Origin of the sequence: Pseudomonas sp. KCJK9111 (genome assembly GCF_046231935.1) — a bacterium.
In the GTDB taxonomy this organism is placed as follows: Bacteria; Pseudomonadota; Gammaproteobacteria; order Pseudomonadales; family Pseudomonadaceae; genus Aquipseudomonas; species Aquipseudomonas parafulva_B.
In genome coordinates, this window is sequence record NZ_JBJJMO010000047.1 from 22,679 (window position 1) to 40,288 (window position 17,610).

A 17,610-nucleotide genomic window follows, 5' to 3' on the forward strand; every position below is an offset into this window, starting at 1 on the left:
GACCTGCGCACAAGGCTGGCCTGGGTGATCAAACCACGCGTTTCACCTCCCCGACAAGGGACCCGAACGGGCCGAAGCTGCGTTCGATGAACTGCCTTTGTCCTCGATCATCGACGATCAGCACGGTACTGGCGCGTGTGCCGTAGTTCTGACTGGCGATGAACGCGCTCGACAACAGTTTTTCGGTTGCCAGGCCAACGCCTGTTTCCGGCAACTGGGCGTCGGCTACAGGCTCGTCATCGGCCAACAGTGCCAGCAGTTGCTCTGGATCGGGTTTTTCCAATAACCCCTCCAGGCGGCTGCGCGCCTTGACCAGTTTCGGCCATGGGGTATCAAGCTGCGCATTGGAAAGCCCGTACACCCCTGCCTCAAGCAGGCGTGGCGCTGCTTCCCTGGCGTTGACGTACCCCAGGGCATGGTCATCGCCGATGAGCAGGTTGAACCCTGAATACTGGTCGGCTCGGCTGGCCACCTGAGCCAGATACGCCTCCACGGTTTGCTCTCCCTTCAGAAAAGCGGCCACCAATTCGCCACGCGAACGCGATCCCAGTGCCTGCCTGGGGTCGCGGATATTGGTCAACGCGGCGAAACGTCCCTGCGGGCCGATCCCCAGCCAAGTCCCGCCAGCCTCCAGGTCCCTACCGGCGTACACCTGCGGCGCCTCTTCCCACGGTGCCAACGCCAGGGTAGGGCGGGCGTAGAACTCATCACGGTTGGCCGCCACGATCAGGGGCAGGGCATGCCCTGGCCGCCACGCCAATACGATCAGGCACATTCTTCGGGTCCTGTGTTTTCTTACACTGTACCCAGGCAGCGGGACAGATCCAACCTGACACAGACTTCACTAGAGCCGCGAACCCAGCTTCCGTTACCATGCCGGATTGATTTCTCGGGGAAGCCGAATGGAATTCGTGCTCTATCTGGTATTAGGTGCATGTGCGGGGGTGCTGGCCGGCCTGTTCGGCGTGGGCGGGGGCATCATCATCGTGCCTGTGCTCGTGTTCAGCTTCACGTTGCAGGGCTTTGACGCTTCGGTGTTGACGCACCTTGCGGTAGGCACATCCCTGGCATCCATCGTCTTCACCTCCATCAACGCCGTGCTCGAGCATCACCGCAAAGGCGCGGTGCAATGGCCGATCTTTGCCTGGATGACCTTGGGGATCCTGCTGGGTGCTGCTGTCGGGGCCAAGACGGCGTCGCTGATCCAGGGGCCCATGCTGCAGAAGATCATTGGCGTCTTCGCCTTGGTGATTGCCGCGCAGATGGCACTGGACCTCAAGCCCAAGGCCAGCCGCGGTGTGCCCGGCAAGGCTGCACGGGTGGCAGCGGGTGGCGTGATCGGCTGGGCGTCGGCCATTTTCGGCATCGGTGGCGGCTCGCTGACTGTACCCTTCCTGACCTGGCGCAGCCTGCCCATGCAGCAGGCCGTGGCGACGTCGTCAGCGTGTGGCCTGCCCATTGCGATCGCCAGTGCAGCGGGTTTCATGGTGCTGGGCTGGCATGAACCCCAGCTGCCGCCGCACAGCGTCGGTTACATCTACCTGCCGGCGATGGTCGGCATCGCCGTGACCAGCATGTTTTTCGCACGTTACGGGGCGCGGCTGGCTCACAGACTGTCACCGCGCCTGTTGAAGCGCCTGTTTGCGGCCCTGTTGTTCTGTGTAGGCCTGAGCTTTCTGATTTGAATCGAGAGGATGTTAAATGCTGCCTTACCCGCAGATAGACCCCGTGGCACTGGCCATCGGACCGCTGAAAATCCATTGGTATGGCCTGATGTACCTGATCGGCATTGGCGGGGCCTGGTTGCTGGCTACCCGCCGCCTCAACCGGTTCGACCCTACCTGGAGCCGCGAAAAGCTTTCCGACCTGGTCTTCTGGCTGTCGATGGGCGTGATCGTAGGGGGACGTTTGGGCTATGTGCTGTTCTACGACCTGCACGCGTACCTAGCCAACCCGACGTTGATCTTCGAGGTCTGGAAAGGCGGCATGTCGTTCCACGGCGGTTTCATTGGCGTGATGCTGGCTGCACTGTGGTTCGGCAAGCGCAACAACAAGTCGTTCTTCGAACTCATGGACTTCGTCGCCCCGCTGGTGCCAATCGGCCTGGGTGCCGGGCGTATCGGCAATTTCATCAATGCCGAGCTGTGGGGCAAACCGACCGATGTGCCATGGGCGATGATCTTCCCGCCGTTCAGCGACCCGGCGCAGTTGCCGCGCCACCCTTCGCAGCTGTATCAGTTCGCCCTCGAAGGCGTGGCACTGTTCGTGATTCTCTGGCTGTACTCGCGCAAACCCCGGCCAACCATGGCAGTTTCCGGAATGTTCGCGTTGTTCTACGGTATTTTCCGTTTCATCGTCGAGTTCGTGCGGGTGCCGGATGCCCAGCTCGGTTACCTGGCGTGGGGATGGCTGACCATGGGTCAGATTCTGTGCATCCCCATGATCGTGGCTGGCCTTGGGCTCATCTGGTGGGCTTATAATCGCAAGCCTACGGCGACACCCGCCTGATCACTCTCCCGGCAGGGGCGATCCCCCTGCCGTCTAGCTACAGGTAAGCCATGAAACAGTATCTGGACCTGGTCCGCGACGTTATCGAAAACGGCACGTTGCAGGAAAACCGTACCGGCATCCGCACCATCAGCCTGCCAGGGGCGATGCTGCGCTTCGACCTGCAGAAGGGCTTCCCCGCTATCACCACGCGCAAGCTGGCGTTCAAGTCGGCCATCGGCGAAATGGTGGGCTTCCTGCGCGGGGTTCGCAACGCCGGCCAATTCCGTGAGTTGGGTTGCAAGGTCTGGGACCAGAACGCCAACGAAAATGCCCAGTGGTTGGCCAACCCGTTCCGCCAGGGCCATGACGACCTCGGCGAGATCTACGGGGTACAGTGGCGGCAATGGCCGGGCTACAAGCGCATCGCCCTGAGCAATCAGGCCGCGATCGAGATGGCGGAAAAGGCCGGCTTTCGGCAGATTGCCCAGGATGAAGAGGATGGCGTGGCGTTTGTCATCCTGTACAAGGCCATCGATCAGGTCCGCCAGTGCCTGGACACCATCGCCAACGATCCTGGCAGCCGGCGCATCCTGTTCCACGGCTGGAACTGCGCCCAGTTGGACGAAATGGCCCTGCCGCCTTGTCACTTGCTCTACCAGTTCCACCCCAACGTGGAAACGCGCGAGCTTTCACTGACGCTTTACATCCGCTCCAACGACCTTGGCCTGGGTACACCATTCAACCTCACCGAAGGAGCGGCATTGCTGGCGCTGTTCGGCCGGCTGACCGGCTACACGCCGCGCTGGTTCACCTATTTCATCGGCGACGCCCATGTGTACGAGAATCACCTGGACATGCTCAACGAGCAGCTCAAGCGCGAGCCGCTGGAAGCGCCAAAACTGGTGATTAGCGATCGGGTCCCGGCGTTCGCCGAGACAGGCAAGTACGAGCCGCAGTGGCTTGAGCAGATCGAGCCAAGTGATTTCTGGCTCGAAGGGTATGAGCATCATGCCCCGATGACGGCGCCGATGGCGGTCTGAGGGATCCCTTCATACCCCCGGTGCACGACCTCGGAGCGGCCTAGCCGGGCCGCTCCTACCCAAAATCCGCTAGCCCTCAGGTGCGGTGCAAGACAATTGTTCCGGCAGGCTAGTCACGCCCACTAATGCCCATGGCTACGCCCAACATGTGAATGCTCGATATCCGGCACCGTCACAGCGCCGTTGGTTTCCAGCTGCTGCAGAATGGCGCATTGCGCGCCTTCCTCGTTACACCGTCTTCGCAAATCCATCAGTTGCGCCTGTAATGCCACCAACCCATCGAGCCGGGCCTGGACGTGCTCGATATGCTCGTCGATCAAGGCATTCACGCTGCCGCACGAGGCCTGAGGGCTGTCACGCAGCTGCAGCAGGCTGCGGATTTCATCGAGCGTCATGTCCAGCGTGCGGCAGTTGCGTATGAATGTCAGGCGCTCGACATGCGCTTGCGTATACATCCGGTAATTGCCCTCGCTGCGCGCAGGCTCAGGCAGGAGCTTTTCGCGTTCGTAATAACGAATGGTCTCCACAGCGCAGTCCGTCGCCTTGGCAAGGTCGCCGATCTTCATGTTGAAAACTCCTGGCATCCGCTTGACCCTATAGTGGCTACAGGGTGTTCACTTGGCAACAGACTCAATTAAGGATGACCCATGAACAAGTCTGTCAGCCCTGAACACACGCATCATCATGAGCACAATCATGACCATGCCCTTGACGACGTGCGCCATGGCGATCAGGGTCATACCTGTTGCAGCACGCAGGCCGCGCCTGCCCACGTGCAGTTGACGTCCAGTCCCAGCGAGCAGGCCCAGCTCAGCCTTTTCCGTATCGATGCCATGGATTGTCCGACCGAGCAGACGCTGATCCAGGACAAACTGGGCAAGATGGCTGGCATCGAGGCGCTGGAATTCAACCTCATCAGTCGCATCCTGGGGGTCAGGCACACGCTCGATGGCACGTCCGACATCGAACGGGCCATCGACAGCCTGGGGATGAAAGCCGAGCCGCTCGTGGGTGATGCGGACAGCGCTACCGTGCCAGCGCCGCCGCGCCAGCAGGGTTGGTGGCCGCTGGCGCTGTCTGGTCTGGCAGCACTGGGCGCCGAAATCGTGCACTTCGCCCAGCTCGCGCCGCAATGGCTGGTGGCCGCGCTGGCACTGGCGGCGATCCTGGGTTGTGGTCTGGGTACCTACAAGAAGGGCTGGATTGCGCTAAAAAACCGAAACCTCAACATCAACGCCCTCATGAGCATCGCGGTCACCGGTGCGTTGCTGATCGGCCAATGGCCGGAAGCAGCCATGGTGATGGTGCTCTTTACCGTGGCCGAACTGATCGAAGCCCGCTCGCTGGACCGTGCACGCAATGCCATTGGCGGGCTCATGCAGTTGGCGCCGGACATGGCGACCGTGCAACAGGCCGACGGCCAATGGCGCGAAATGGACGTACGTGAAGTCGTTGTCGGCGCGACGATGCGCGTACGGCCAGGCGAGCGTATCGGGCTCGATGGCCAGGTGATCAGCGGGCAGTCCAGCGTCGATCAGTCCCCGATCACCGGTGAAAGCCTGCCGGTGGAGAAGGGCCTGGGCGACAAGGTCTTCGCCGGCACCATCAACCAGGCAGGTGCCCTGGAAATCAAAGCCACCGCCGTGGCCGGTCAGTCCACACTGGCTCGCATCATCAAGGCTGTCGAGCAGGCGCAAGGGGCGCGGGCGCCAACCCAGCGCTTCGTCGACCGGTTTTCGCGGATCTATACGCCGGCGGTGCTGGCCCTTGCGCTGGCCGTGGCGATCGTCCCGCCGCTTCTGCTGAACGGCACCTGGTTCGACTGGGTGTATCGTGCGCTTGTGCTGCTGGTAGTGGCATGCCCCTGTGCACTGGTGATCTCGACCCCCGTCACCATCGTCAGTGGCCTGGCGGCTGCGGCGCGCAAAGGCATCCTGATCAAGGGCGGGGTGTACCTCGAAGGCGGGCGCCACCTGGACTTCCTGGCCCTGGACAAGACCGGCACGATCACCCACGGCAAGCCGGTCCAGACAGACTTCAAGGCCCTGCAACCGGCGTTCGAGCATCGTGCGCAGGCCCTGGCATCGAGCTTGGGTGCACGCTCCGATCACCCCGTGTCGCGGGCGATAGCCCAGTTCGGCCAGGACAACGACCTGCCCCACAGTGAGGTCCGGGATTTCACCGCGCTCGCGGGCCGTGGCGTGCGTGGCACCATCGAGGGTGAGGTGTTGCACTTGGGCAACCATCGCCTGGTCGAGGAGCTGGGGCTGTGTTCACCCGAACTGGAAACCCAGCTCGATGCCTTGGAACAGCAGGGCAAGACGGTGGTGTTGCTGCTCAACGCATCAGGCCCCCTGGCATTGTTTGCGGTGGCCGATACCGTCAAGCAAAGCAGCCGGCAAGCCATTGCCGAGCTTCATGCACTGGGCATCCAGACAGCCATGCTGACCGGTGACAACCCGCACACCGCCGCGGCCATCGCGCGTACGGTAGGCATCGATCGGGCCGAAGGTAACCTTCTGCCAGCCGACAAGCTCAGTAGCATCCAGGCGCTGTACGACCAAGGTCATCGCGTCGGCATGGTCGGGGACGGCATCAACGACGCGCCGGCGCTGGCCCGGGCCGAAATCGGCTTCGCCATGGCGGCGGCTGGCACCGACACTGCCATCGAAACGGCCGATGTGGCGCTGATGGACGATGACCTGCGCAAGATCCCTGCGTTCATCAGGCTGTCGCGGCACACCGCAGCGATCCTCAAGCAAAATATCGTGCTGGCCTTGGCGATCAAGGCGATTTTCCTGGGCATTACCTTCGCCGGGCTGGCCACCATGTGGATGGCCGTATTCGCCGATATGGGCGTGAGCCTGCTGGTGGTGTTCAACGGCTTGCGCTTGTTGCGCAAGTGACCACCGCCTGAAAGGCCAGGCCTAGAGCTGCTGTACCAGCGCTTCGAGCTGCTCCTGACGCTGGGCCTGGTTCGGTTTAGCACCTGGGTTGAGCGTGGACCATTGCGGGTGCGCGCGAGCCCGCACCAGCGGTTCGGGCAGCTTGCCCTGACGCCAGGTCTTTTCATCCAAGGGGCCCAGGCGAATACTGTCCTGAGCGGCGTGCCCACGGTGGTCCAGTGCCACCATCAGCTGTTGCTGACGCAAGGCCAGCAAGCGCAGGACGGTATCGTCGACGGTCAGCTCGCGTTTGCCCTTGAGCTTGCCCATCAGGCGCGCGCCATAGCCGCGTGCCGTCTGCAGGGCGCCGCCGGCGATGGCCCCGGCCAAGGCGGCGACGCCCAGGGTAAGCCCACCTGCCAGCAGGTCCACGCCGGCCCCGGCCGCCGCGCCTGCCGCTACACCGCCGCCTACACGCACTCCAAGCTGCTTCAGGGTTTCAGGATTGAACAGATCGTCCCCCCAGCGCCCGTCCAGCAACGGCAGGTCGCTGGCATGCGCGTCGTCGCGCCGGAACGCATAGAGCTTGAGCAGAGCCTCCACGCAGCGCTGTTCACGCTGGCGCACGGCCTGGTGGAGCGCCTCGATGGCCTGTGCCTGGGCAGAAGGTTCACCTTCCACGCTGCGACGACAGGCGGCGCAGTCCAGCAGCAATTCGGCGATCAGGCGTTTGCCACCTTGCTGGCGGGCCACCCGTTGGGCCTGCTGATCGTCGATCAGGCGCTGCAAGCTAGGGCGTGCATCTTCCAGCAGCAGGGCGAGGCTCTCATACAGGCGGCGCTCGCCATCTTCTGGTGGGGCTACGGTGTCGAATCTCACTAATGCATGAAGCCCAAGCCGGGCGAGGGCTTCACGCCACTGCGGTTCGCGATGCTGGGGGCTGGAGACAAAGTTGAGCACCGGCAGAAGTGGCTTGCCACAGCTGGCCAGCACGTCGAGTTCGTCACGGTACTTGGCCAGCACCGGCTCGCGGGCGTCGATGACATAGAGCCCGGCATCGCTTGCCAGCAGCTGGCGCAGCACCTTGGCCTCCTGCTCGAAGCGCTGGCGCGCCTCGCTGCCCTGCAGAAAGCGCTCCAGCCGCGCCGGGCCATCCAGGCGCTCGCCAGGGCGTTCGAGGCGTTCGAGGTAGTCGAGCAGGGCGATGGCGTCTTCCAGGCCCGGTGTGTCGTAGAGCTCCAGCAGAGGCTCCCCGTCCACGGACAAGCGAGCCCCTTCCACATGGCGTGTGGTGCTGGGGCGATGCGAGACCTCCCCGAAACCGACGTCACGCGTAAGGGTGCGTAACAGCGAGGTCTTGCCCACGTTGGTGTGGCCTACCACGGCCAGCTTCAAGGGCTCAGTCATGACCGTGCTCCAACCAGGCCAGGGGTAACGTATCGGCATGAGGGAGCCCCAGGCGATCCAGGGCTTCACGCCAGTCATTCAGGCGCCGTTCGTCGCGCAGCTGGTCAGCGACAGTAGGCAACAGCCAGATACGCGTACTGCCTGCATTGCGCGCCAGCTCGGCTAGCAAGGCCAGGCTACCGCGGTCCGGCGAGCGCTCAGGGTCGAGGGCAATGGTCAGGCGCGCGGGTGGAAAACGCCCCAGTTGCTCAAGCAGACGATGTCGCGACTCCCGGCTGTCCAGCACACCGGCATCGGCGACATTGGCGGGCAATGACGGCGGCCAGGGGCGCTGATCATCCAGCTCGACGCCGACCAGCAGTGCGCCGGCATTTTCAATGAGTGACGGCTGGGCCTTGAATTGCGGCAGTGTGTCGGGCGCATCGTCCTGCACGCCCAGGCGCTCGCTGTTGGGCATCAGCCTGTCGCGCAGCGGCATGTAGCCTGGCAGGTCCGTGTCCAGCGCCAGGCGTTGGCGCCCTTGCCGCCAGCGCCACAGGCATACGCCAGCCAGGAGCAGACGCGGCAGCACGCCATAGACCACCACCACGCCCAGCAGCCAGCTGGCCCATGCCTGGCGCGTCATGGCCAGGGCCGGTGCGGTGTCACCGCTGGCCCGGATCATGGCCGGGTCAGGTACCGCAAAGCCCAGCAGCGCGGGCAGGGCGCCCAGGGCCTGGGTCATGGCGATGAAGGGTTCGGCCGCCAGCAACGTGGTTTCCCAGACGAAGCCATAGCGCCGGGTGGCCAGCAATGTCAGCAGCACACCCACCGCGCTCAGCATGGCCACCAGCCACAGGCTGTGGACCAGCAAACCCAGCAACCAACGGCCCAGGCGTTGGCGTTGCAGCAGCACCAGCAGGGCCGGCGCCAGGTGGGCGGCACGGGCGTCGCGGGCAAAGCGTTCGCTCAACCACAGCCAAAGCCGCCCCAGCAGCGCGCCGTGCTCACCGCTCAGGAACAAGCCGATCAACCAGCCCAGCAACATGACCAGGTTCAGCCCCAGCAGGCTGCCCAGCGCCCAGAACACATTTACCGGTCGCTGCCCGTCACCCAGTGCGGCCAACGCCAGGCCGCCGCCACTGAGCACGGCCATCAACACCATCGCCACCAGCGCCAGGCGTGCCCCTTGCTTCCAACGGCGCAACGCGGCGGTCAAGCCGTCGCGTTCGGCCAGCAGCAGCGCGCGGGTCTCGATGCGCAGGGCCAGGCTGCCGCCTTGCTGGCGGGCACGGCGGTTGGCTTCCTGGTCCTCGAGAGGGCCGGCATGTTCTTCGCGCAGGCGTATCGCCTCGGTGAGCCAGCGCTTGTCCAGCAAAGAAGGTGCAGTCACAGGGTGTTCCATTGCACAGGTCGTGGCAGCAGCATAACTCACCCGCGCGGTGCTATTCTCGCCGGCATGAAGACATTACTGCCCTTAAGCCTGATCGTGGCCTGCGCCGAAAACCACGTGATAGGCATCGATAATTCCATGCCCTGGCATTTGCCGGGGGACTTCAAGTATTTCAAGGCCACCACCTTGGGCAAGCCCATCATCATGGGCCGCAAGACCTGGGACTCGCTGGGGCGGCCGCTGCCTGGGCGGTTGAATATCGTGGTCAGCCGGCAGCCCGGGCTGGAACTGTCCGGTGCCGAAGTTTTCGCTTCGCTGGAAGACGCGCTGGTGCGGGCTGATCAGTGGGCGCGCGAGCAAGGTGTCGACGAGCTGATGCTGATCGGTGGTGCGCAGCTCTACGGGCAGGCGCTGGAGCAAGGACTCGTCAGCCGGATGTACGTGACGCGGGTCGAGCTGTCGCCCAAGGGCGATGCCTGGTTCCCGGATTTCGATCGCAAGCAGTGGACGCTGCTGTCCAGTCAGGCGCAGGCTGAGGAAGGTAAGCCGTTGTATCACTTCGAGGTGTGGGACAAGGCCTGACGCCTGTTGCGCGAGGAAAGGGCCGCGCTGTGCGGCCCCCCGGTGAACTCAGGTATGGCTCAATGCTGCGTGTTCATCATCGGCCAGTACCTGCTTGTCGGTTTCCTTGAGCAGCTGGCTGGTTACCACGCCAGCCGTCATCGAACCGTTCACGTTCAACGCCGTACGGCCCATGTCGATCAGCGGCTCCACCGAAATCAGCAGGGCTACCAGCTCCACCGGCAAGCCCATGGCCGGCAGCACGATCAGCGCGGCGAAGGTAGCGCCGCCGCCAACCCCGGCCACACCGGCCGAACTGAGCGTGACGATGGCCACCAACGTGGCGATCCACAGCGGATCGAAGGTGTCGATGCCAACCGCTGGCGCGACCATCACCGCCAACATGGCAGGGTAAAGCCCGGCACAGCCATTCTGACCGATGGTGGTCCCGAATGAGGCGCTGAAGCTGGCGATAGACTGCGGCACGCCCAGGCGACGCGTCTGGGCCTCGATGTTCAGCGGGATGCTGGCAGCGCTCGAACGGCTGGTGAAGGCGAAGGTCAGAACGGGCCATACCTTGCGGAAGAAGCGCAGCGGGCTGACCCCGATCGCCGCCAGGATGATGGCGTGGACCACGAACATCAGCGCCAGGCCCAGGTAGGACACCACTACGAAGCTGCCTAACTTGAGGATGTCTTCCATGTTCGAGCTGGCCACCACCTTGGTCATCAATGCCAGCACGCCGTAAGGCGTGAGCTTCATGACCACGCGCACCAGGCGCATCACCCAGGCTTGCAGGGTATCGATGGCCGAGAGTGCACGCTGACCCTTTTCGGCGTCGTCCCTGATCAACTGCAAGGCGGCCAGGCCGACGAAGACGGCAAAGATGACCACGCTGATGATCGATGTCGGCTTGGCCCGCGCCAGGTCGCCAACCGGATTGCTGGGGATGAACGAAAGCAGCAGTTGCGGGATGTTGAGGTCGGCGACCTTGCCTGCATAGTCGCTGTGGATCACCTGCATGCGTGCGCTCTCCTGGGCGCCTGCCACCAGGCCTTCGGCACTGAGGCCAAAGAGGTTGGTCAGCAGGATGCCGATCAGGGCAGCGATGGCCGTGGTCAGCAGCAGCGTGCCGATGCTCAGGACGCTGATGCGCCCCAGGGAAGAGGCATTGTGCAGACGCGCCACGGCGCTGAGGATGGAGGCGAAGATCAGCGGCATGACGATCATCTGTAACAGGCCTACGTAGCCGTTACCGACCAGGTCCAGCCAGGTGATGGTGGTCTTGAGCACGGGGTGCCCTGCGCCATAGATCGTATGCAGGGCCAGGCCGAAGCCCACGCCAAGTGCCAGGCCCAGCAGCACTTTCTTGGCCAGGCTCCAGTCGGTACGGCGGGTCTGCGCCAGTCCCAGCAACAAGGCCAGGAACGCCAGCAGGTTTAGCAACAGTGGCAGGTTCATTGAAGATCCGGAAACGAGAAGATGAGTCGCCGCCTCTATGTGCGATTGCGAGCGGAAATGCTAACAGCCTGAAAACAAACGAATTTATACCCAAATGGAATTTATATAGTCGCAAATGGAATAAAGAGGCGTCGTGGATTGCAATGAACACGGCGTTTACTGGGGCGTAAAGGTCGCAATCGAGCGGTGCCGACAGGGCTCACTCGACTAGCGTCTGTCAGTCGTTTCAGGAGATTCGTACATGAACGTTGCGCTCAAAACCGCCGCCATCGGCCTATCCCTGCTGTTCAGCTGGCAAACCTTCGCAACCGAGCTTGACCACTGGCCAGCCGAAGCCGCCACACAGCTCGACCGCATGATCACCGCCAACGCCCATAAAGGTAACTACGCGGTGTTCGACATGGACAACACCAGTTACCGCTACGACCTTGAAGAAGCGTTGTTGCCATTCATGGAGAACAGAGGGCTGCTGAGCCGTGACAAGCTGGACCCTTCGCTGAAACTCATCCCCTTCAAGGACAGCGCCGAGCACAAGGAAAGCCTGTTCAGCTACTACTACCGGCTGTGTGAGATCGACGACATGGTCTGCTACCCCTGGGTGGCGCAAGTGTTTTCCGGCTTCACCCTCAAGGAACTGAAAGAACAGGTAGACGCGCTCATGGCATCCGGCAAGCCTGTGCCTAGCACCTACTACGACGGGGATCAGGTCAAGGCCATCGAAGTGCAGCCGCCCAAGGTCTTCAAGGGCCAGGCCGAGCTGTACAACAAGTTGATGGAGAACGGCATTGAAGTCTACGTGGTGTCAGCCGCTTCCGAAGAGCTGGTGCGCATGGTCGCCTCTGACCCCAAGTATGGCTACAACGTGAAGCCGCAGAACGTCATCGGGGTCAGCCTGCTGCTCAAGGATCGTGCCACGGGGCAATTGACCACGGCACGCAAGCAGATCAGCGCTGGGCACTACGATGCCAAGGCTAACGAAGGGCTCGAACTGACCCCTTACCTGTGGACGCCCGCCACGTGGATGGCGGGCAAGCAAGCGGCGATCCTGACCTACATCGATGAATGGAAGAAGCCCGTGCTGGTGGGCGGCGATACCCCGACCAGCGATGGCTATATGCAGTTTCATGGCGTGGATGTCACCAAGGGCGGGATCCACCTGTGGATAAACCGCAAGCCCAAGTACATGGAGCAGCTCGAAGGAATGATCGCCAGGCAGGCAGCGGCCCAGGCCAAGGAAGGGTTGCCGGTGACGGCGGACAAGAACTGGGTGATCGTGACGCCTGAACAGATTCAGTGAGCAGGTTGCATCCGTGATGGATGCGCGAGGCCGCTGTCTTGGCAATAAAAAACCGGCGCTCGAAGCGCCGGTTCTCGTCATGCTGGATGGGTATCACAGCCCTTCGAGCATCGCCTTGTTGCGCACGGCACCTTTGTCGGCACTGGTCGCCAACAGGGCGTAGGCCTTCAAGGCTGTCGTCACCTTGCGCGGGCGTACCTCAGCCGGTTTCCAGCCCTTCTTGTCCTGCTCGGCGCGGCGCTCGGCCAGCTCGTCATCGCTGACCAGCAGGTTGATCGAGCGGTTGGGGATATCGATCAGGACTTTGTCGCCGTCGCGCACCAGGCCGATGGCGCCGCCTGCTGCGGCTTCCGGCGAGGCATGACCGATGGACAGGCCCGAGGTGCCTCCCGAGAAGCGGCCGTCGGTGAGCAGGGCGCACGCCTTGCCCAGGCCCTTGGACTTGAGGTACGACGTGGGATACAGCATTTCCTGCATGCCCGGGCCACCTTTCGGGCCTTCGTAGCGGATGATCACGATGTCGCCGGCCTTCACTTCGTCGGCGAGGATGCCACGCACGGCGCTGTCCTGGCTTTCGAAGATCTTGGCCGTGCCTTCGAACACGTGGATCGATTCGTCGACACCGGCGGTTTTCACCACGCAGCCGTCCAGGGCGATGTTGCCGTACAGCACGGCCAAACCACCTTCTTGTGAATAAGCGTGCTCGAAGCTGCGGATACAGCCGTTCTCGCGGTCGTCATCCAGGGTTTCCCAACGCGTCGACTGGCTGAACGCGGTCTGGGTCGGGATGCCGGCTGGGCCAGCCTTGAAGAAGGTATGCACTGCCTCGTCGTCGGTCTGGGTGATGTCCCACTTGGCGATGGCTTCTTCCATGCTGCGGCTATGCACGGTGGGCAGGTCGGTGTGCAGCAGGCCGCCACGGGCCAGCGAGCCCAGGATGCTGAAGATACCGCCGGCGCGGTGCACGTCCTCCATGTGGTACTTCTGGATGTTGGGCGCCACCTTGCACAGCTGCGGCACCTTGCGCGACAGACGATCGATGTCGCGCAGGTCGAATGCCACTTCGCCTTCCTGCGCCGCAGCCAGCAGGTGCAGGATGGTGTTGGTCGACCCCCCCATGGCGATGTCCAGCATCATGGCGTTCTCGAACGCCTTGAAGTTGGCGATGCTGCGCGGCAGGACCGATGCGTCGTTCTCGCCGTAGTACCGCTTGCACAGCTCGACGATGGTGCGGCCGGCCGTCAGGAACAACTGCTCGCGGTCCGAGTGGGTGGCCAGGGTGGAGCCGTTGCCCGGCAGGGCCAGGCCCAACGCCTCGGTCAGGCAGTTCATCGAGTTGGCGGTGAACATGCCAGAGCACGATCCGCAGGTAGGGCAGGCGCTGCGCTCGTATTCGGCGACCTTTTCATCGGAGGCCGTGCTGTCGGCGGCGATGACCATGGCGTCGACCAGGTCCAGGCCATGGCTGGCCAGCTTGGTCTTGCCGGCTTCCATCGGGCCGCCGGAGACGAAGATCACCGGAATGTTCAGGCGCAAGGCGGCCATCAGCATGCCGGGGGTGATCTTGTCGCAGTTGGAGATGCAGACGATGGCATCGGCACAGTGCGCGTTGACCATGTACTCCACCGCGTCGGCGATGATTTCACGGCTGGGCAGCGAGTACAGCATGCCGTCGTGACCCATGGCGATGCCGTCATCGACCGCGATGGTGTTGAATTCCTTGGCCACGCCACCGGCGCGCTCGATCTCGCGAGCGACCAGCTGGCCCAGGTCCTTTAGGTGCACATGGCCCGGCACGAACTGGGTGAAGGAGTTGGCGATGGCGATGATCGGCTTCTTGAAGTCTTCGTCCTTCATGCCGGTGGCACGCCACAGGGCGCGTGCACCTGCCATGTTGCGGCCGTGGGTGGAAGTCTTGGAACGATAATCAGGCATGAAACACTCCTGGCGGCTTAATCAGGTCACAGAAAGGGGAGTGAGCTTCTCTTGTCCTCTGTACCGCAGGCCGGTTGCCACTGGCACGGATGGGGCCGAAGACCGCGCGGGATCGCCGCGTGCTTGGCCAGAGCTCATAAACCCGCCGGGGGATGACTGGCGATGAATAGCCCGATTCTACACCGCTGGCGCCGGGAAGGCATGACGATGTGCCCAGGCGGCGTTTTTGGGCGGAAACCCGAAGTTGTAGGAACCGTCTGAAACGATCCGTGTGAGGCTGACCTGTACCTTACTTGCCATTATCATTCGGCCGCCGTATGTGCGGCTTGACGAGATAACCCTCAATGGACCTTCCCAGTTTACCGGTTCGTCACGAACTGCAATCTGGCACTGAGCGCGCCGCCGCCAGGGCTGCCGAGGGCTTGAGTCTGCGAGGCTGAAGCCTGCAGGCGCCTGGTCGGCGCCTGGAGAACTTCATGCAAAACCCTATCGATAAAACCACCGCTGTTTGTGCCGTAGACGCTGCGCTCGATACGCAACGGCGGCAAACCACCGAAAGCTTCCACAAAGGCGCTTCCATCACCAACACCATCGGTGACCTGCGGCATGCGACCCTCGGGTTGCTGTACCGCAAGCGTGTGCTGTGGCTGGTGCTGCTGGTGTTCGGCAACCTGTTCTCAGGGGCCGGCATCGCGGCCTTCGAAGAAACCATTGCCGCGCATATCGCCCTGGTGTTCTTTCTGCCACTGCTGGTCGACAGCGGCGGCAATGCAGGCTCCCAGTCGGCAACCCTCATGGTCAGGGGCCTGGCCACAGGCGAGGTGACGCTGAGCGACTGGGGGCGAATGCTGGGGCGCGAATTTGGCGTCGCGCTGCTGCTGGGCTGCACCATGGCGGTAGCCGTGGCATCGCTTGGGCTGCTGCGTGGCGGCCCGCAGATCGCCTTGATCGTGGCCAGCAGCATGGTGGTGATCGTGCTGGTCGGCAGCCTGATCGGCATGAGCCTGCCGTTTCTGCTGAGCCGGCTCAAGCTGGACCCCGCCACGGCCAGCGGGCCGCTGATCACCTCAATTGCCGACGCAGCAGGCGTGTTGGTGTACTTCGGGATCGCGACCCAGGTGCTTGGGCTTTGAATAAGGCCATCGACTAGGTCGTCCTTGATGCCGCTCAGCTTATCGACAACGCTGTTCAGCGTTGCGTTGAGCGGCACGTCATTTAAAGCAACGCCGTGGGCCTTGAAGCAAAACACCCTTCCTTGTCGTTGTGGAATAGGCTCTCTAGGCGCTGTCTTTAAGCGTGCTTATGGAGATATCTGGGCCGCGCTTCCGTCGGTTGCTCTACGGATCGTGCCTATCAGCCATAGAGCGGTGAGAGCGACAATTAGAAAAACAGCGCCCAGCGCGACGGGCAAATTCCCGTGCAAAAGACTTACGAAGCCGCTGGCGATTGCGCCTACGGCGAACACCAGCGCGCTCAGCAAGGCGGAGGATGCTCCCGCTTCGTTCGGTCGGCACTCCAAAGCGCAGGTAGTTGCAGCGCAGCGACACAGGCATGTGCCGGCTGTGCTGAGCACCATCGGAAGCAGCAGGGACGGGGTTGATGGCTGTTTGATCCAATGCCAGACGAAGATGAAGACACCGGCTATGGCAATTAGGCCTATACCTATAAAGAGTTGGGCTAATGAGCGTACACGACGATTGATGAGCGTTGCGGCAACACCACCTAGAATATAAGCCATGCCATAAAAAATGAATACGACTGAAAACTGATAAGGCGTGAAGTGCAGGATTTTTATAAACAATAAGGGTGAGGCCACGATGAAGGAGAAGTGGCAGGCGAAGCCAAGTGCAGCGAGGATGGCATAGCGGATGAACAGTTTATCCAGCATCAGATTGGCGTAGGATTGCACGATAGAGGGGCCGTGTGATGATTCAGTGCCGTCTTTTTCAAGTAGCGATTGAGCAAGGCGATAAACACTATAAAGCTGCTATGCCAGCTAAAATGATTTTGCAGCCAACTGCCAATCAACGGTGACACGGAGATAAACAATCCGCTTGCGGTAATCTGGACGATCCTGGCAGCGTTTCTCCGCGTCTTATCAAAAAAATCCTGTACAAGCGGTTGTGTGAGAACAAAGCAGCCGCACCCAAAGGCCTGGATTACTCTGAAGACGACGAACAGTTCGTATCGTTCGGTCAGTATGCATCCTAATGCACCGATCGATGCCACCAAGAGTCCCCAGATTAGCAGTCTTTTCCTTCCAAGTTTATCTGACAGTGGGCCGATGACCAGTTGAGAGAAGGCCATGGCCAGTACAAAATAACCCACCGACAGCGCGATATTGTTAGGGCCCGTATCCAGATGTATAGCTATAGCTTGAAACGAGGGTAAGATGACGTCAATCGGAAAGACCCCTAGCATAGTGATCAGCAACAAAAAACCTGTTAACGCTATGGGTGAATGTTGAATGGAGTTTTGTTCAGTTTCAGTCATGTGTAAGGCCTGCTTTTTCTAATGCATCCCTGTATTCAGGGATGTCTAATATTCCCGCCTTCCTTATGGCGACGATTGTCTCCGATCCAGTCAGTATTAAGCGATTGCTCGACCAGTGTTGACAATCCCGGACGATAGAGGGATGTGAACTGAGTGGCAGGCCACATTGCAGGAGGCTGCCAATAAGCCATCGCTCATCAAATGAGCAAAAAATCTGTATCACCTTTGCCAGTGCGCGAACCACGAAATCTTTCTCTCGCTCTTCGAGTTTGGGCCAGAGCCATGTAAAGCAATAAGAAAAATAAAGAGCATGCTTTGCCTCATCGCGTAGATGATCTTTGAACATCCGCTCTACTGTGGCCACGAGATGGTGCTTGCTCAAATTGCGTAATTCATTAGCAATTACGGTTTCTGAAACAAAACCGATTATGAATTTAAGGAGTGACCTATGAGCAGTATGCGTCTCTTCCAGGAGCGAACTTAGTTCTTCCAGCCTTGTTGAGGGTAGTCTCGGTGCATCAAAATGATGAGCAATTTGGTCAGCGATTGATGCCGAAAATAAGGCGTGATACCCCTCATCTGTATAGATCATGTGCGCCATGATTTTGATGTCGGAATCAAAGCTTACGCTTAGCTTGTTACGAGCTATGGTTTCGATGGCCGCATTCA

16 protein-coding genes are annotated in these 17,610 nt (G+C 61.5%); 7 read left to right on the forward strand and 9 right to left on the reverse strand.

All coding sequences use genetic code 11. The features are described 5' to 3' along the window. Positions 1 to 28 precede the first annotated feature (28 nt). Positions 29 to 775, reverse strand: coding sequence for an NRDE family protein (locus tag ACK59L_RS15750; protein ID WP_409274607.1), 747 nt, complete (start codon positions 773 to 775; stop codon positions 29 to 31). Positions 776 to 902: 127 nt separating this feature from the next. Between ACK59L_RS15750 and ACK59L_RS15755 the strand changes: the two genes are divergently transcribed. The 3 genes from ACK59L_RS15755 to ACK59L_RS15765 are packed head-to-tail and all read left to right on the forward strand — an operon-like array spanning position 903 to position 3,530. Further along, entirely contained in the window at positions 903 to 1,685 is a 783-nt protein-coding gene (locus ACK59L_RS15755) for a sulfite exporter TauE/SafE family protein (protein ID WP_196121344.1), read from the forward strand. Positions 1,686 to 1,701: 16 nt separating this feature from the next. Next, positions 1,702 to 2,508 (forward strand): prolipoprotein diacylglyceryl transferase, encoded by an 807-nt coding sequence (gene lgt, locus ACK59L_RS15760; RefSeq protein WP_058602872.1) that lies wholly within the window; start codon positions 1,702 to 1,704, stop codon positions 2,506 to 2,508. A gap of 50 nt (positions 2,509 to 2,558) precedes the next feature. After that, the gene (locus ACK59L_RS15765) at positions 2,559 to 3,530 is read left to right on the forward strand and encodes a thymidylate synthase (RefSeq protein WP_196134731.1); all 972 of its coding nucleotides are present in this window, start codon (positions 2,559 to 2,561) and stop codon (positions 3,528 to 3,530) included. Between the two features lie 122 nt (positions 3,531 to 3,652). On the opposite strand, the gene cadR is transcribed toward ACK59L_RS15765, so the two are convergent. Further along, on the reverse strand, positions 3,653 to 4,096 hold the full coding sequence (gene cadR, locus ACK59L_RS15770) for a Cd(II)/Pb(II)-responsive transcriptional regulator (RefSeq protein WP_144964103.1): 444 nt from the start codon (positions 4,094 to 4,096) through the stop codon (positions 3,653 to 3,655). Positions 4,097 to 4,177: 81 nt separating this feature from the next. Here cadR and ACK59L_RS15775 point away from each other — a divergent pair, with 81 nt between their 5' ends. Further along, positions 4,178 to 6,436, forward strand: coding sequence for a heavy metal translocating P-type ATPase (locus ACK59L_RS15775; RefSeq protein ID WP_409274610.1), 2,259 nt, complete (start codon positions 4,178 to 4,180; stop codon positions 6,434 to 6,436). 21 nt (positions 6,437 to 6,457) lie between these two features. Here ACK59L_RS15775 and ACK59L_RS15780 read toward each other — a convergent pair whose 3' ends face one another. After that, on the reverse strand, positions 6,458 to 7,822 hold the full coding sequence (locus ACK59L_RS15780; protein ID WP_167340084.1) for a GTPase/DUF3482 domain-containing protein: 1,365 nt from the start codon (positions 7,820 to 7,822) through the stop codon (positions 6,458 to 6,460). Continuing rightward, the gene (locus tag ACK59L_RS15785; RefSeq protein ID WP_409274613.1) at positions 7,815 to 9,206 is read right to left on the reverse strand and encodes a DUF2868 domain-containing protein; all 1,392 of its coding nucleotides are present in this window, start codon (positions 9,204 to 9,206) and stop codon (positions 7,815 to 7,817) included. Before ACK59L_RS15785 ends, ACK59L_RS15780 begins: the two co-directional genes overlap by 8 nt. A gap of 54 nt (positions 9,207 to 9,260) precedes the next feature. On the opposite strand from ACK59L_RS15785, the gene ACK59L_RS15790 reads away from it, so the two are divergent. Beyond that, on the forward strand, positions 9,261 to 9,776 hold the full coding sequence (locus ACK59L_RS15790) for a dihydrofolate reductase (protein WP_409274615.1): 516 nt from the start codon (positions 9,261 to 9,263) through the stop codon (positions 9,774 to 9,776). A 48-nt stretch (positions 9,777 to 9,824) separates the two neighbouring features. Here ACK59L_RS15790 and ACK59L_RS15795 read toward each other — a convergent pair whose 3' ends face one another. Further along, on the reverse strand, positions 9,825 to 11,216 hold the full coding sequence (locus ACK59L_RS15795) for an L-cystine transporter (protein WP_058638147.1): 1,392 nt from the start codon (positions 11,214 to 11,216) through the stop codon (positions 9,825 to 9,827). A gap of 241 nt (positions 11,217 to 11,457) precedes the next feature. On the opposite strand from ACK59L_RS15795, the gene ACK59L_RS15800 reads away from it, so the two are divergent. Continuing rightward, entirely contained in the window at positions 11,458 to 12,513 is a 1,056-nt protein-coding gene (locus tag ACK59L_RS15800) for a haloacid dehalogenase-like hydrolase (RefSeq protein WP_409274617.1), read from the forward strand. A gap of 93 nt (positions 12,514 to 12,606) precedes the next feature. On the opposite strand, the gene ilvD is transcribed toward ACK59L_RS15800, so the two are convergent. After that, positions 12,607 to 14,448: a dihydroxy-acid dehydratase gene (ilvD, locus tag ACK59L_RS15805; RefSeq protein ID WP_027913475.1), complete on the reverse strand. Its 1,842-nt coding sequence runs from the start codon at positions 14,446 to 14,448 to the stop codon at positions 12,607 to 12,609. A 476-nt stretch (positions 14,449 to 14,924) separates the two neighbouring features. Here ilvD and ACK59L_RS15810 point away from each other — a divergent pair, with 476 nt between their 5' ends. Continuing rightward, complete coding sequence (locus tag ACK59L_RS15810; protein WP_023532366.1) at positions 14,925 to 15,581, forward strand: magnesium transporter; 657 nt, start codon at positions 14,925 to 14,927, stop codon at positions 15,579 to 15,581. Between the two features lie 167 nt (positions 15,582 to 15,748). Here ACK59L_RS15810 and ACK59L_RS15815 read toward each other — a convergent pair whose 3' ends face one another. From ACK59L_RS15815 to ACK59L_RS15825, 3 genes are all read right to left on the reverse strand, one after another. After that, positions 15,749 to 16,357: an MFS transporter gene (locus tag ACK59L_RS15815; protein ID WP_409274620.1), complete on the reverse strand. Its 609-nt coding sequence runs from the start codon at positions 16,355 to 16,357 to the stop codon at positions 15,749 to 15,751. Beyond that, the gene (locus ACK59L_RS15820) at positions 16,336 to 16,941 is read right to left on the reverse strand and encodes an MFS transporter (protein ID WP_409274622.1); all 606 of its coding nucleotides are present in this window, start codon (positions 16,939 to 16,941) and stop codon (positions 16,336 to 16,338) included. Before ACK59L_RS15820 ends, ACK59L_RS15815 begins: the two co-directional genes overlap by 22 nt. After that, positions 16,934 to 17,610 (reverse strand): diiron oxygenase (locus tag ACK59L_RS15825; protein ID WP_409274624.1); only part of this gene is annotated, 677 nt, incomplete at its 5' end. The genes ACK59L_RS15825 and ACK59L_RS15820, both read right to left, overlap by 8 nt.

Excerpts from the sequence above, each read along its gene's own strand:
- lgt (WP_058602872.1), top strand. The coding sequence starts at position 1,702 with ATGCTGCCTTACCCGCAGATAGACCCCGTGGCACTGGCCATCGGACCG.
- ACK59L_RS15750 (WP_409274607.1), bottom strand. The coding sequence starts at position 775 with ATGTGCCTGATCGTATTGGCGTGGCGGCCAGGGCATGCCCTGCCCCTG.
- ACK59L_RS15795 (WP_058638147.1), bottom strand. The coding sequence starts at position 11,216 with ATGAACCTGCCACTGTTGCTAAACCTGCTGGCGTTCCTGGCCTTGTTG.
- ACK59L_RS15785 (WP_409274613.1), bottom strand. The coding sequence starts at position 9,206 with ATGGAACACCCTGTGACTGCACCTTCTTTGCTGGACAAGCGCTGGCTC.
- ACK59L_RS15800 (WP_409274617.1), top strand. The coding sequence starts at position 11,458 with ATGAACGTTGCGCTCAAAACCGCCGCCATCGGCCTATCCCTGCTGTTC.
- ACK59L_RS15755 (WP_196121344.1), top strand. The coding sequence starts at position 903 with ATGGAATTCGTGCTCTATCTGGTATTAGGTGCATGTGCGGGGGTGCTG.
- cadR (WP_144964103.1), bottom strand. The coding sequence starts at position 4,096 with ATGAAGATCGGCGACCTTGCCAAGGCGACGGACTGCGCTGTGGAGACC.
- ilvD (WP_027913475.1), bottom strand. The coding sequence starts at position 14,448 with ATGCCTGATTATCGTTCCAAGACTTCCACCCACGGCCGCAACATGGCA.
- ACK59L_RS15780 (WP_167340084.1), bottom strand. The coding sequence starts at position 7,822 with ATGACTGAGCCCTTGAAGCTGGCCGTGGTAGGCCACACCAACGTGGGC.
- ACK59L_RS15820 (WP_409274622.1), bottom strand. The coding sequence starts at position 16,941 with ATGACTGAAACTGAACAAAACTCCATTCAACATTCACCCATAGCGTTA.
- ACK59L_RS15790 (WP_409274615.1), top strand. The coding sequence starts at position 9,261 with ATGAAGACATTACTGCCCTTAAGCCTGATCGTGGCCTGCGCCGAAAAC.
- ACK59L_RS15765 (WP_196134731.1), top strand. The coding sequence starts at position 2,559 with ATGAAACAGTATCTGGACCTGGTCCGCGACGTTATCGAAAACGGCACG.
- ACK59L_RS15775 (WP_409274610.1), top strand. The coding sequence starts at position 4,178 with ATGAACAAGTCTGTCAGCCCTGAACACACGCATCATCATGAGCACAAT.
- ACK59L_RS15810 (WP_023532366.1), top strand. The coding sequence starts at position 14,925 with ATGCAAAACCCTATCGATAAAACCACCGCTGTTTGTGCCGTAGACGCT.